The 11,365-nt window shown below is 72.0% G+C and carries 19 protein-coding genes; 6 read left to right on the top strand and 13 right to left on the bottom strand.

The genetic code is table 11. From position 1 onward, the window contains the following. Positions 1-616 precede the first annotated feature (616 nt). Entirely contained in the window at positions 617-910 is a 294-nt protein-coding gene (locus ABT238_RS11915; RefSeq protein ID WP_350566293.1) for a hypothetical protein, read from the bottom strand. Positions 911-963: 53 nt separating this feature from the next. Between ABT238_RS11915 and holA the strand changes: the two genes are divergently transcribed. Next, on the top strand, positions 964-1,965 hold the full coding sequence (gene holA / locus ABT238_RS11910; protein ID WP_350566295.1) for a DNA polymerase III subunit delta: 1,002 nt from the start codon (positions 964-966) through the stop codon (positions 1,963-1,965). A 40-nt stretch (positions 1,966-2,005) separates the two neighbouring features. Here holA and ABT238_RS11905 read toward each other — a convergent pair whose 3' ends face one another. Then, entirely contained in the window at positions 2,006-2,596 is a 591-nt protein-coding gene (locus ABT238_RS11905; protein WP_350566297.1) for a hypothetical protein, read from the bottom strand. Positions 2,597-3,002: 406 nt separating this feature from the next. Here ABT238_RS11905 and ABT238_RS11900 point away from each other — a divergent pair, with 406 nt between their 5' ends. From ABT238_RS11900 to ABT238_RS38765, 4 genes are all read left to right on the top strand, one after another. Further along, positions 3,003-3,530, top strand: a complete 528-nt coding sequence (locus ABT238_RS11900; protein ID WP_350756802.1) for an Rv1352/Rv1906c domain-containing protein — start codon at positions 3,003-3,005, stop codon at positions 3,528-3,530. 396 nt (positions 3,531-3,926) lie between these two features. Continuing rightward, positions 3,927-4,232, top strand: a complete 306-nt coding sequence (locus ABT238_RS11895; RefSeq protein ID WP_350756799.1) for a hypothetical protein — start codon at positions 3,927-3,929, stop codon at positions 4,230-4,232. After that, positions 4,229-4,603 (top strand): DUF6907 domain-containing protein, encoded by a 375-nt coding sequence (locus ABT238_RS11890; protein ID WP_350756796.1) that lies wholly within the window; start codon positions 4,229-4,231, stop codon positions 4,601-4,603. Before ABT238_RS11895 ends, ABT238_RS11890 begins: the two co-directional genes overlap by 4 nt. Positions 4,604-4,620: 17 nt before the next feature. Next, positions 4,621-4,932, top strand: a complete 312-nt coding sequence (locus ABT238_RS38765) for a helix-turn-helix domain-containing protein (RefSeq protein WP_502891419.1) — start codon at positions 4,621-4,623, stop codon at positions 4,930-4,932. 627 nt (positions 4,933-5,559) lie between these two features. Here ABT238_RS38765 and ABT238_RS11880 read toward each other — a convergent pair. The 6 genes from ABT238_RS11880 to ABT238_RS11855 form a co-directional block, all read right to left on the bottom strand. Beyond that, the gene (locus tag ABT238_RS11880) at positions 5,560-5,763 is read right to left on the bottom strand and encodes a hypothetical protein (RefSeq protein ID WP_350566305.1); all 204 of its coding nucleotides are present in this window, start codon (positions 5,761-5,763) and stop codon (positions 5,560-5,562) included. A gap of 9 nt (positions 5,764-5,772) precedes the next feature. Next, on the bottom strand, positions 5,773-5,931 hold the full coding sequence (locus ABT238_RS11875; protein ID WP_350566307.1) for a hypothetical protein: 159 nt from the start codon (positions 5,929-5,931) through the stop codon (positions 5,773-5,775). Positions 5,932-6,090: 159 nt separating this feature from the next. Then, a complete protein-coding gene (locus tag ABT238_RS11870; RefSeq protein WP_350756794.1) occupies positions 6,091-6,585 on the bottom strand; it encodes a hypothetical protein in 495 nt (164 codons plus the stop codon). Between the two features lie 129 nt (positions 6,586-6,714). Continuing rightward, positions 6,715-7,572 (bottom strand): helix-turn-helix domain-containing protein, encoded by an 858-nt coding sequence (locus ABT238_RS11865; protein WP_350756792.1) that lies wholly within the window; start codon positions 7,570-7,572, stop codon positions 6,715-6,717. 7 nt (positions 7,573-7,579) lie between these two features. Then, on the bottom strand, positions 7,580-8,023 hold the full coding sequence (locus ABT238_RS11860) for a DUF6879 family protein (protein WP_350756814.1): 444 nt from the start codon (positions 8,021-8,023) through the stop codon (positions 7,580-7,582). Between the two features lie 43 nt (positions 8,024-8,066). Beyond that, on the bottom strand, positions 8,067-8,288 hold the full coding sequence (locus ABT238_RS11855; RefSeq protein ID WP_350756789.1) for a hypothetical protein: 222 nt from the start codon (positions 8,286-8,288) through the stop codon (positions 8,067-8,069). 260 nt (positions 8,289-8,548) lie between these two features. On the opposite strand from ABT238_RS11855, the gene ABT238_RS11850 reads away from it, so the two are divergent. Beyond that, positions 8,549-9,109, top strand: coding sequence for a DUF2511 domain-containing protein (locus ABT238_RS11850; protein WP_350756786.1), 561 nt, complete (start codon positions 8,549-8,551; stop codon positions 9,107-9,109). Between the two features lie 60 nt (positions 9,110-9,169). Here the strand turns inward: ABT238_RS11850 and ABT238_RS11845 are convergent, their stop codons facing one another. From ABT238_RS11845 to ABT238_RS11825, 5 genes are read right to left on the bottom strand one after another with little or no spacing between them, the layout of a single operon-like run. Continuing rightward, on the bottom strand, positions 9,170-10,000 hold the full coding sequence (locus tag ABT238_RS11845) for a hypothetical protein (protein ID WP_350756784.1): 831 nt from the start codon (positions 9,998-10,000) through the stop codon (positions 9,170-9,172). After that, positions 9,997-10,230 (bottom strand): hypothetical protein, encoded by a 234-nt coding sequence (locus ABT238_RS11840; protein ID WP_350756781.1) that lies wholly within the window; start codon positions 10,228-10,230, stop codon positions 9,997-9,999. The genes ABT238_RS11845 and ABT238_RS11840 overlap by 4 nt, the downstream gene beginning before the upstream one ends. Then, complete coding sequence (locus ABT238_RS11835; protein ID WP_350756778.1) at positions 10,227-10,610, bottom strand: helix-turn-helix domain-containing protein; 384 nt, start codon at positions 10,608-10,610, stop codon at positions 10,227-10,229. The genes ABT238_RS11840 and ABT238_RS11835 overlap by 4 nt, the downstream gene beginning before the upstream one ends. Beyond that, positions 10,600-10,869: a hypothetical protein gene (locus tag ABT238_RS11830; RefSeq protein WP_350756776.1), complete on the bottom strand. Its 270-nt coding sequence runs from the start codon at positions 10,867-10,869 to the stop codon at positions 10,600-10,602. The genes ABT238_RS11835 and ABT238_RS11830 overlap by 11 nt, the downstream gene beginning before the upstream one ends. After that, positions 10,866-11,333 (bottom strand): hypothetical protein, encoded by a 468-nt coding sequence (locus ABT238_RS11825; protein WP_350756773.1) that lies wholly within the window; start codon positions 11,331-11,333, stop codon positions 10,866-10,868. Before ABT238_RS11825 ends, ABT238_RS11830 begins: the two co-directional genes overlap by 4 nt. Positions 11,334-11,365: the final 32 nt, after the last annotated feature.

The following is an 11,365-nucleotide window of genomic DNA, read 5'->3' as shown; positions in this document are numbered from 1 at the left end:
GCCGCATGGCCGTGGATCTCTGCGTGGTCTTCTGGCCGCTGGCTGTCTCTGGCAGCGTCTGGAAGGGGTCGACCAGCGCGCGCCGCCCTGGTGACCCCACCACCTTCCTTCCCGACCACTTGCGTGGATGGGGTCTGGGTTGGGGGCAAGTGGTCGGGAAGGAAGGAGTGGTGGGGGTGGTCTGCGGCCCGGAAGAAACGATTCTTCCCGCCCGGCCCGAGCGGCACGCTCGGGCCGGGCGAACAGCAGGGTGGCTCGGGTGGGAGGCGGATGGCACCCGCGCGGGCGAGCGAAGGGGAAGGCGATGACGCCGCGCTCCGGGCGGGCCCGGAGCGCGGCGCGAGAAACGGCAGCCGAAGCGGGGAGAGAGGGCGAGCGGCGCCCGTGCCCCCGGCTCCGGAGTAGGAAGTCGGCCCCGCCGACTTCCTACTCCGGACGGTCAGCGCGGCCGACCCGGGAAGGGGCGGGCCGCAGCGCCGTCCCGGGCCGAGGCGGGCGAGGCGATCGAGTCCCGTGAGGCGGCCCTGACCGCCAAGTCCGACGGAAGCGAGGACGCCAACCGCTCTGGAGCGGGAAGTCGGCGGGGCCGACTTCCCACTCCAGAGCGCCCCCAGGGTCAGTGCTCCTCGCGCCAGCCTTCGTAGGAGGCGGCGACGGTGTCGAGGGCCTGGAGGCGGGCGGGGGTCCAGCCCTCCTCGGGAGCTTCCACGACCACCAGCCACTGGGCGTCCTCGGCGTCGTCCTCCCCGGCGAGGGCGTCGCGGACGAGCTCCAGCTCGCCGAGGTCGGGGTGGTCCGCGCCGAGCTCCTCCGCGGCCTCCTCGGCGGCGTCGCGGTCGGGCAGGACGAGCAGCTGCCGGGCGTGCGGGTCGAAGTCGTCCGGCAGGTCGGTGGTGGGGTCTTCGGTCACCCGCCCATTGTCCAGGGGCGGACCTGTCCGTCGCCCGTGGGATGCTGGTGGCGATGGCCAGGAAGAGTGCACCCGACGACCTGCTCGCCCCGCTGACCCTCGCGGTCGGCCAGGAGGAGCTGCTGCTGGACCGCGCGGTCGCCCAGGTGGTGGCCGCGGCGAAGGCGGCCGACCCGGACACCGACGTGCGGGACCTCCCGCCTGGCACCCTCCAGCCGGGCAGCCTGGCCGAACTGACCACCCCCTCGCTCTTCGCCGAGCGCAAGGTCATCGTGGTCAGGGCCGCCCAGGACCTCTCCGCCGACTCCGTCAAGGAGGTCAAGGCGTACATCGAGGCCCCCGCCGAAGAAGTGATCATGGTCTTGGTGCACGCGGGCGGCGCCAAGGGCAAGGGTCTGCTCGACGCGGGCCGGAAGGCCGGCGGCCGTGAGGTGGCCTGCGCCAAGCTCGCCAAGGCGAGCGAGCGCCTGGCCTTCGTCCGCGGCGAGTTCCGCACGCTCGGCCGCTCGGCGACGCCCGAGGCCTGCCAGGCCCTGCTGGACGCGCTCGGCAGCGACCTGCGCGAGCTGGCCGCCGCCTGCAGCCAGCTCACCTCCGACGTCGAGGGCGCCATCGACGAGACCGTGGTGGCCCGCTACTACAGCGGCCGGGCGGAGGCGACCGGCTTCGAGGTGGCGGACCTGGCGGTCACCGGCCGCGCCGCCGAGGCCCTGGAGCGGCTGCGCTGGGCGCTGGCCGTCGGCCAGCCGCCGACCGGCATCACCTACGCGCTGGCCTCCGGCGTGCGCAGCATCGGCCGGCTGGCGACCACCGGGCGGAACATGCGCCCGGCGGACCTGGCACGCGAGCTGGGCATGCCGCCCTGGAAGGTCGAGCGGGTCCGCCAGCAGATGCGCGGCTGGACGGGCGACGCCGTGGCCGTGGCCCTGACCGCGATCGCGCAGGCGGACGCCGCCGTCAAGGGCGGCTCCGACGACCCGGCCTTCGCACTGGAGCGGGCCGTGGTCGCCGTGGCCAGGGCCGCCCGGGCCGGTTCCCGGACGCCGTCGTACTGACACCGCCCGCGGGGGCCGGCCCGCGGCCCGCGACCCGCCGCTACCGGCCGCCGATCGCCTTGAGGATGTCCCGGGTGTCGTCGATCATGGCCTTGCGCACGCTCTCGCGGTCCAGGGTGTGGTTCTTGCCGACCTGGTAGTTGTCCGTCCAGTACAGCGAGTACGTCATGCCGCCGTCGCGGATCTGCAGGTGGTAGTTGATGTCGTGGAAGGTCTTGTCCGAGCTGGTCGGCTCGTCCCCGTACGCGAGGTAGGCCTCCTCGCCGAGCCCGGGCACGTCGGTGATCTCGTACTTCTGCTGCTCGAAGTAGTGCCGCAGAGCGGTGAACTCGGGGACGGAGTCGACGGCCTTGTGCAGTTCGGCGCGGATGTCGAGGGTGGCGTAGTCGGTGGTCTCGCTGTCACCGGGCGTGCGCTTCATCAGCGCGTAGCAGCGCATGACGTCCATGGACTCGCTGCGGCCGGTGTGCTCCAGCGGGTAGTTGTCCACCATCTTGTACGCGCCGCGGAACGCGGTGAGCTTGCCCGCGTCGCAGATCCTGTCGACGGCGTGGTAGCCGCGGATGCTCTTCGCGGAGGACTTGCCGTCGACGAGCCCGGGCACCACGACGACGGTCCCGGTCCAGACCACCGAGGCGAGGATCGCGCCGACGAACGCCCAGACCGCGTTGCGTCGCAGCCCGCTCCGACCGGCGGGCCCACCGGACGCACCGGGAGCGCCGGGAGATCCGGGCCCACCGGGAGCGGCGGGCGCACCGGGCGCGCTGGGCAGCCCGGGCGGCGGTCCGAAGCCGGGCGGACTGTTCGGCGCCTGCGGCTGCCGCGGCTGCTGCTGCGGGAAGCCGGCGAAGCCGGGGCCGCTCGGCGGCGGCGGTGGCGGCGGAGGTGTCCCCAATGTGTGCCCCCCTCGGGCCTCGGCGTGGGTGCCGGACAACCCGGGACCCTACCGGTCGTACCGAGGAGCGGGACAGGCGCGGTGACGGTCCGCGCGGCCGGTAGGGTCGGGCCCTCACCAGCCACACGTCCCAGGGGGGACCTTGCGTACGCGCACCATCACGATCATCACGGCGGCCGGGCTGCTGGCCGGGTTGACCGCGTGTTCCGGCGGTTCGAGGGCGGTGACGGCGGCGGCAACCGACCCGGTTCCACGGCCCGCCGCCACGCAGACCGTCACCGCGACGGTCACGGCCCCGGCGCCGCCGGCCGTGACGGTCACCGTGACCGCCACGGCGACGGTGACCGCCGCACCACCGGCCGCGTCCACGCCGCCCGCCGCGCCCCCTCCGGCGCCCGCCGGGACGCCGGCCGCCGAGCCGGCCGACACGATCGACGGCAGCGGCACGTTCCTGGTCGGCGCCGAGGTCCGGCCCGGCACCTACCGGACGGCCGGACCGGGCGGCGGCTCGGGAGGCATGTGCTACTGGGAGCGGGCCCGGGCCGCCGACGGCGAGCTGGATTCGATCATCGCCAACGAGAACCTGACGGGCCAGGGCGTCGTCACGATCAAGAAGTCGGACGCCGTCTTCAAGACGCAGGGCTGCCAGCGCTGGACGAAGGTCGGCTGACCCCCGTCCCACTGGAACGCCGAGCCCGCCGCGCGGTCACGCCGAGCCCGCCCCACCGGCCGGCCCGGTCCCGCAAACGCGAACTGCCCGGCCGGTGGGGAACCGGTCGGGCAGTGCGGGGAAGGGCCGGCGGGCCGGCACTTCCGGTCGATCTCCGTGCACCGCACCCGCGTGGCGAACGCAGGCCGCGTGTGTTAGAGGCACTTCCCCGACCAGCAGAAACAGGCTCCATAGGCCGGTTGACCAGGGAAAACGCATCCCGCGTTGTCCCTCGTTCTCCCGGCTCATCTCGGCCTCATGTGTACTGAATGTGTACTGCGAGACGAGACGGCGCCGCCCGGTGGTTGCACACCGAGCGGCGCCTGAGCCGGGCTCCTACCAACAAGGAGTCCGACCATGACCCATGACCCTAACCCCGTCCTGCCCGGCCGTCGGAAGCGCTTGCCGGACTACTTCGCCGCCGGCCCGCTGCACCTCATGATGCGGTACGCCGATCTCGACGGCTCCGACCCGCGGGACGTCCTGCTGGCCGCCGCGTACCGGCTCGCCGCCCGTCTGGAGCGGCGCGTCTCGCCGTGGGACGTCGAGGGCGACGACCTGTTCGGCACCAGCGTCTGGAGCCGGCTCGACGTCGGCCCGTACAGCGTGCGCCTCGACGCTGCGATCGACCGGGCGAGCGCCCCGCGGGGCGGTGCCCGATGAACGGCGGCCCCCGCACCGCGACCGTGCGCACCCTCGACCAGGGGCCGGTGACCGTGCCGTGCCCGTCCTGGTGCCTCGGCGTCCACGAGGACGGCCTCGACCTGGTCGACCTCGCCCACGAGGGGCCCGAGACGGTGCTCACCGTGGACGTGCCGCACGGACCAGTGCAGCTGCTCGACGCTGGCCTGTGCCAGTACCCGTACAGCAGCGACCCCGACGACCGCGGGGTGCAGGTAGCGGTCCTGCTCGGCACCGGTTGGCACCGCCTCGACCACGACGCGCTGCGGATGCTGGCGGCGCAGCTGGTCGTCCACGCCGGACGGCTGCGCGACCTCGCGGCCGAACTCCTCAACGCCGAGGGCGCCCTGTGAGTCGGGACGATGTCAGTGTGGCTGACCTCATCGGCGTGGCGCTGGCCGGCCCGTTCGTCTGGCGGACCGTGATGCCTCCGCAGGGCGGGCCGGAGCTGGCCGAGTCACTGCCGAGTCAGGCCCGGCGGCCGGTGCCGCGGGGTGTTGTGGGGGCGCTTCGCCGGGCGTGGGAGCGGGGGCTGAGTACGCGCTCGGCGGCGGCCCGGTGCGGGGTGAGTCAGTCGACCGCGTCCCGCTACTACCGGCGGTTCGAGGCCGAGCAGGCTTCTTCGGTGACCACCGGAAGAGCTTCCGACAGCGCGAGCAGGCGCGTGCTGGCTGAGCGGTGAACCGTGACTCTCCCACGGTTGGTGCTCCGGGCCTGCGTGGTCCGGAGCACCACGCAGGGAGTGAGTCAGGGGTCTGACCTGCCTTTTTCCCGAGTTCGGGAAAGTCTCAACGGTGGCGGTGCCGCAGCCATAGAGGGACAGCCTGCCCCTCACAGAGGTCCCGGAAGGACCCGAGTCCGTTGGGTTCCTCCGGGACCTTGCGGACCCGGTGCCGCCGAGAAGGGGTGTGCGCAATGTGCACCCCCCTTGCGGTCGGCACGGGTGTCGTCGGTACTGGCACCCCGTGCTGATCTTCGCGCCGGCGCGAAGGTGGTCACGGGTTCCGTCGGGAGGCACGACGGAACCCAGGCTCCGGCCTCAAGGGGTACTCACTCAACGAGTACCCCTCGGGGTGGGATCGGTCCGGCCGACGCCACCGGTTCCGTCCGCCGGCCGGACGGAACTCCCGGTACGGATGGCCTCGACGGCATCGAGGCCACCGTGAAGCGCGGGCGCCCGTGACCCCAAACGGCCCCTCCCCCACCAGGCCGGGAAGTGCGGTAGGCGGTCGGGTAGGCGCAGTCTGACCTGCGACGACTACCCGCCTCCCCGACCGCCTACCAGCCGGGGAGGGTTTGTCGGCACTGGTCAGTCGCGGTCGCTGTCCGGTTCGTCGCGGGCCGGCAGGCGAAGCCCCTTTGCGGCGCGGATGGCCTTGCGGCGGCGGTGCTCGGCGGCTCCCTCGTCGCTGTCCTCGATGGAGTACCGGGCCAGCTCGGCCTGCGCGGCGGCGGCGTCCGCGCGGTCGACGGCGGGCGTCGCGGGCGGGCTCGACTTGCGGAAGAACGCCATGCTCTGCTCCTAGCGGTGGCGGATGGTGGAGATGATCAGCAGCACGATGACGACCACCAGGGCGGCGATCGACACGGCGTAGGCCCGGGTCAGCGCGGCCGGGTCCGGCTCGCCGTGCTGTCGGCGGTGGTGTGCCGCGCGGTAGTCGGCCTGGGGGTCGTCGGTCACCGGTGGTCGTTCGCGTGGTGGCGTCGCATGAGGACGCGCGCGTCCGTCGAGGCGCTGGCGGCGCGGCCGCGCTCGGCGGCGGCATGCTGCGCGGCAAGGTGCCAGCACGTCGCACACCGAGGAGCCGGCCTGAGCAGCACGCCAGCCTCGGGGGCGGAGTCAGGAAGCTGCGGCATGGCCGGCCTTCCCCTGGTAATCGCCGCGGGCCAGCTGTCTGCTGATCCAGGACTGCGCGCTCGACTCGATGCCCCACCGCAGGACGTGGCCGTCCTCGCGGACCGGCTCGCCCGTCGCGGTGTCCTCCACCGTCCAAAGTCCCGGGTTCCGTCCCTGCCGGGGCTGCTGCACCACCCGGTACCGCTCGCCGTGCCGCTGCCTGGCGGTCCGGCCGTCGCCGCGGCGGACACGGATCATGATCCGGCTGTCCGGCAGGACGACCGGGAAGTCGAGCTGGCCGCCGTCGAGTGCCGCCTCGACTGTCTCGGTGGCCCCGGTGCCGAAGAGGTAGCGCAGGGCGGCGTACTGCTGGTCTCCGACATCCAGTCCTCGGACGGCTTGCCAGACGGCGGTCAGAGCCGCCGCCGGCGGCAGGGGTGTCGGGTCGAGGTGCCTCTCGACGCTGACAGTCCAGTCCTCATCTGCGGTCCAACCCATGCATCCTCCCTTGGCCGTGCCGGGGTATGGGCAGGCAGGCCAGCCGGGGAGCGGTTGGGTCTGCCGCACCCAGAACGGTAGGGAGGGGCCCAATCGGGCCTCAACGAGTGTGCGAGAACTTGCTCAGGGTCAGCCGAGAGCAGTAATCGCCGACGTGATCAGCGACCGTGCGTCCGCTCCGTAGACAGCAAGATCGGCGAGGTCTGCGAACACCCCGGCATACATTCCGATCTCGTGAGGCTGTGTGATCGTCAGATGAGCTGAGATCAGCTCGACGTTGACGACTTCGTCATCGAAGAGGAAGAACCCTTCGGCAGGCCAGAGGGAACTGCGATCCGTGCGCTCAGGGATGATCCCGAGGCTGACCGATGCCAGCGAAGCCACCGCGAGCAGATGGCCGAGTTGGCCGGCCATCGTCGCAGTGTCGCCGATGCGGTACCGCAGGGTGCTCTCCTCCAGCAGCACGGCGAAGCGCCGGGCACCAAGCCCGTGCAGTGCCCGCTCCTGCTTGTCGAGCCGGACCCGGACGGCGTCCTCTAGGTCGTCGGCCAAGCCGCGGCGGTCGCGGATCGCGGTGAGGACGGCACGAATGTACGCAGCGGTCTGGACCGGCCCGGGGATCAGCCATGGTGAGTAGATGCGGAAGCGGCGGGTGCGCTCCCACAGTGGGAGGACGGATTCCTGGGCATGCCGCAGGCCGGAGCGTTCCATACGGCGCCACTCGACGTAGGCCCCTTCGATGCCGCGCGCGACGGCGATGAGATCGGCGGCCTGGTCGGGGGTGCCACAGTGGAGCGTCCATGCCCGGATGTCCGGGTCCGAAGGCGGTTGGCGTCCGTGCTCGATCTTGCTGACTTTCGACTCGTGCCACCCGGTGAGCGCGGCCAGTGCCCGCGCTGTCAGCCCGGCGTCCTTGCGGACTTCGGACAGACGTCGGCCGAGCGCTTGGCGCGCTTCCTGCGTGCTGGAATGGGGGGACGAAGTCATCGATCGCTCAGACCGGGCGGTACTCCGCATGGGGAACTGCCCGACTCCACACGGCTTCGAAGGCGGTGGAGCACAGCTTGACGGCCTCGGAGTCGGTGATGGGCTCAGAGGCAGTCCAATCGCCGTCACCCGAGAAGTGGTTGACGAGCAGGGTGCTGCCGTCGAACAGCCAGAAGTCGTTCCCGGGCAGGGCCAGGGCGGTTGCCTGCCGCCGCGGGAGCCATCGGACCTGTTCCCCGGCCGCGATGTTGTGCCGCTCGGTGATGTCGTACTCGAAGCGGACGTAGTCGCTCAGCGGCTCGGAGACTACCCGAGCCCGTCGCACTTCGACGCCGCGCGCGACGGATTGCGCGACGAGTGCCCGCCAGTCGGCCTCGGCGTCGCCGAGTTCGACGCGGCCGGCCTGCCAAGCCACGAACACGGGGTCGTCCCGCATGTATCCGTCGCGCATCTCCAGATGGACGGCGGAGCGCTGGGCAGCTGCGAACAACTGCTCAAACGTCGGCACCGCGGGACACCTCCGGAAAGAACTGGATCATGCGCTTGGGGATCTCGACGACCGTCTCGTGCGAGGGAACGTCCATCTGTGCCAGGCGGCTGGCGTCCTCAACTCGCCAGCCCTGCACCAGGTAAGTGTCAGCCGCGTCATCGTAGTAGAGCGTCGGGCTACCACCGTTGGGCGACTCCGGGTCCTTGCCGAGCCTGTGCAGTGCCATGGTGACCTCCTGCCGTGTGCCGGACTAGCGGTGTGCCCATGCTTTCTCGGCAGACCGTCCTGGCACAACGAACTTGCTCAAACTTGCTGAACCTGAGTGACGCTTCAGCAGGGCTTCGGCCAGTCCGACCAGTCGAGCGGGGCGGACGTGTGCGGTTCCGTAGATCTGCGTTGCTCTCATGACCATGCAGGTGTGCGGATAGATCGGTTGGCTGTCCAGTTCTCAACCGTTCTACGCTGTCGCCCGATTGGGGAGGGACCATGGACGACATGACGCCGCAGGTGCGGTGGGAGTTGAGCGAGCGCCGCAGACTTCAGAGGGAGCAGGAGCAGGAACAACAGCAGGCGAGGCGGGAGGGGAACCGCGGCCTGTACGTTCTGGGCGGGGTGGCACTGGCCGTGGTGCTGATCTGGGTGGCGACCGCCTCCTCGGACAATGAGGACACGGACACGTCCGTTCCGGTCGCTGTTGAGACGCCCACACGGTACCGGCCGATCGTGCCTTCGGCGGGCGCGACGGCCGGTGCAACGGTCGGTGCTCCGGTATCGGTTCCGCCGGCGGCAGCAGGCTCCACGCACAGCCGTACGGTGTCGCGGACTTCGCTCACGCCGTGGCCGTTCACCGTCGAGTCGGGCCTGCTGCGTTGCCGGCCCGGCCAGCAGGTGACGTTCGAGGCCGGGGGCGTCGAGTACGGCGTGAACGGGCTCGCGCAGAGCAAGTACCCGAAGCCGCTCCCCATCTGGGCCGATGACCCGAACCTGGGGTACGGGCTGAAGGTGGACATCAGTGCGGTGATTGAGGCTGGCCGGGCGCTCTGCTGAGGGCGTGGACACGGCGATGCGCCCGGCCGCCGGGTGGCAGTCGGGCGCATCGAGGATCGGTCATCGCTTCCCGCGCTCCGCCAACAGAGCCTCCGCGGGAGCCCGGCGCCGCGCCGGCAGCTCCTCCCATGCCGGGGTGCCGTACAGCTTCGCGTCGGCCTCGGCGAGGCTCGCGGCTGCGGCATCCCGGTACGCGGCGTCCTCGGCCTCGATGCCCGGCCTGCGTACCTCCAGCGCCTCGAAGTGCCTCTGCAGGGCCGACTTCAGCACCTTGTCGGCCACCTGCGCGCCGTCGATGGCGTGGTACTCGGTGCCGTCGATCACGATCAGGCCGGCCCTGTTGCCCTTGATCGCCAGAGCGGTCCGGCCCTCATTGGCGTACAGCAGCCTGTTCATGTGCTTGTGGACCGTGGCGCCGTACCGTCCGCAGAGCTCCAGCAGCTCGAACAGGGCGTCCTCGGCCTGCTTCTGGAGCGCGGGCAGCTTAGTCAGGTCGTGCGGCGTGATCTCGGCGAGGAACGCGTCCCGGCGGCGCGCGGCGTCGGCGTCGATCTCGGCCAGCCGGGCCTTCTCGGCCTTGCGCTGGGCGGCCTCGCGGCGGAGCTGGGCAAACCGGCGCAGGCCGCGGGCTTCCTCGACCTGCTCGGCGGTCACGGTGTCGTCACCGTCGCGCACCCGGTCTTCGAGGGCCGCGAGCAGCTGCTCGGCCTCGGTGACTTCCTGGTCCGCGGTGGCGGTGATGTGGTCGGGGCTTCCCGGTGCGGGGAGGGCCGACCGCAGGGCCTGGGCAACCGCGGCCGGGTCCTGGGCGGGCGCGTCGGCCTGGCGCTGGTCCTCAGCGCGCTGGAGCGCCGCCTTCGTGCCGCCCCACTTGCTCTCTGTGGTGGTCATGCGTTCCTCCGTGCTCGGCGGGTCTGGATGATGGCGTCGACCGCGGCTTCGTTGCGCTCGCTGGTGGCGCGGGCTTCGGCGCGGGCGGTTTCGCGGGCCTCGGCGCGGAGCCTGGCGGCCTCGCGCAGGGTGTCCTCGGTGGGGTCGGGGTCGTCGAGGCCGGCGGCGGCGCGGGCGACCTCGCGGGCGCGGGCGGCGAGCCTCTGCCGGTGGGTGTTGGGGTCGGTCATGCGGTTGCTCCGTGGCGGTAGGCGTCGAGGGACGCGGGGTCGATGAGCCAGGCCGGGCCGGCGCGGCGGCCAACGATCCGGCCGGCCCTGACCAGGCGCCGCACGTACTCGGGGCTGCAGGCCAGGAGTTCTGCGGCCTCGGGTGCGGTCAGTTCCACACTGACAGGCCGCGCGTCGGGGGTTCCGGTGGCGGAACACTGTTGGTGCTCGGCGGAGTTGTGGAGTGCATGCAGCAGGCGGACGGTGCGCGGGCTGAGGTTGGTGCCGTCGGCCCGGCATCGGGCGGCGAGGCCGACCACCAGGGGCCGCAGCAACTCCCGCGCCACGTCGGGCGGGATCAGCACGGTGCCGTCGGGCAGCAGCAGGTCGTCACTGTCCATCGGCGGACTCGTCGGCCGACCACTGGAGCAGGTCGGCGCGTAGGGCGTTGGCGATGCGGGTCCGCTGGTCGGGGTCCTGTCGGTCGGTGCCGCGGGGCATGAACACCCCGACGGCGAGGCTGGCGAGGCCGTAGACCACGTCGCCGAGGTCGTCCGGGTCGAGGTCGTCGAGGAGGGCGTCGACGTCGGTGGTGCGGCCGTCGGCAGCGGTGGCGAGCAGGGCCAACACGCGGCGCTCGACGCAGGTTCGGGCGGTCACTGGGGTGTCCCTTCGTCGTCCTGCTGCTGGTCGTCCTGTTGGGCCTGCCACAGGGCGAGGCCGGTCATGATGCTGCCGAGCATGGAGCGCGCTTCCTCGGCGCCCTGGTCGGTGCTGTCCACGCCGATGATGCGGACGTGGGCGTTGGTGAGGACGGACACGGAGCGGGCGAGGTCGAAGAACTCCCGGGCTTCTCCGGCGCGGTGGAGGCGGTGGCGGGCTTCGGCGATGTCGTCGAGCAGGCCGGAGGCGAGCAGGCCGCGGGCCTGCTTCATGTCGATGACGCGGGCCTCGACGGCGGCGGCGGTGGCGGTGCGGTCGAAGGTGACGCCGGCCGCCGAGCAGATCCGTGTGACGGAGGCGGGGGAGACTCCGGAGAGGCGTGCGACTTCGTTGCGGGAGTGGCCGGCGCGTGCGAGGCCGAGGACGTTTTCGCGCTGCTGGTCGGGGAGTGGGGCGGGCATGGGGTTGATCTCCTCTCGCGCGTAAGGCTTGG

It is taken from the genome of Kitasatospora sp. NPDC001527 (assembly GCF_040298605.1).
Classification (GTDB): Bacteria; Actinomycetota; Actinomycetes; order Streptomycetales; family Streptomycetaceae; genus Kitasatospora.
Note: the sequence above shows the minus strand (reverse complement) of the source record. Positions and strands in the feature narration are given on the sequence as shown.

What these genes read in the sequence shown, in the direction of transcription:
- holA (WP_350566295.1), top strand. Translation starts at nt 964, where the DNA reads ATGGCCAGGAAGAGTGCACCCGACGACCTGCTCGCCCCGCTGACCCTC.
- ABT238_RS11895 (WP_350756799.1), top strand. Translation starts at nt 3,927, where the DNA reads ATGACCCATGACCCTAACCCCGTCCTGCCCGGCCGTCGGAAGCGCTTG.
- ABT238_RS11890 (WP_350756796.1), top strand. Translation starts at nt 4,229, where the DNA reads ATGAACGGCGGCCCCCGCACCGCGACCGTGCGCACCCTCGACCAGGGG.
- ABT238_RS11880 (WP_350566305.1), bottom strand. Translation starts at nt 5,763, where the DNA reads ATGGCGTTCTTCCGCAAGTCGAGCCCGCCCGCGACGCCCGCCGTCGAC.
- ABT238_RS11870 (WP_350756794.1), bottom strand. Translation starts at nt 6,585, where the DNA reads ATGGGTTGGACCGCAGATGAGGACTGGACTGTCAGCGTCGAGAGGCAC.
- ABT238_RS11865 (WP_350756792.1), bottom strand. Translation starts at nt 7,572, where the DNA reads ATGACTTCGTCCCCCCATTCCAGCACGCAGGAAGCGCGCCAAGCGCTC.
- ABT238_RS11860 (WP_350756814.1), bottom strand. Translation starts at nt 8,023, where the DNA reads ATGCGCGACGGATACATGCGGGACGACCCCGTGTTCGTGGCTTGGCAG.
- ABT238_RS11855 (WP_350756789.1), bottom strand. Translation starts at nt 8,288, where the DNA reads ATGGCACTGCACAGGCTCGGCAAGGACCCGGAGTCGCCCAACGGTGGT.
- ABT238_RS11850 (WP_350756786.1), top strand. Translation starts at nt 8,549, where the DNA reads ATGGACGACATGACGCCGCAGGTGCGGTGGGAGTTGAGCGAGCGCCGC.
- ABT238_RS11845 (WP_350756784.1), bottom strand. Translation starts at nt 10,000, where the DNA reads ATGACCACCACAGAGAGCAAGTGGGGCGGCACGAAGGCGGCGCTCCAG.
- ABT238_RS11840 (WP_350756781.1), bottom strand. Translation starts at nt 10,230, where the DNA reads ATGACCGACCCCAACACCCACCGGCAGAGGCTCGCCGCCCGCGCCCGC.
- ABT238_RS11835 (WP_350756778.1), bottom strand. Translation starts at nt 10,610, where the DNA reads ATGGACAGTGACGACCTGCTGCTGCCCGACGGCACCGTGCTGATCCCG.
- ABT238_RS11825 (WP_350756773.1), bottom strand. Translation starts at nt 11,333, where the DNA reads ATGCCCGCCCCACTCCCCGACCAGCAGCGCGAAAACGTCCTCGGCCTC.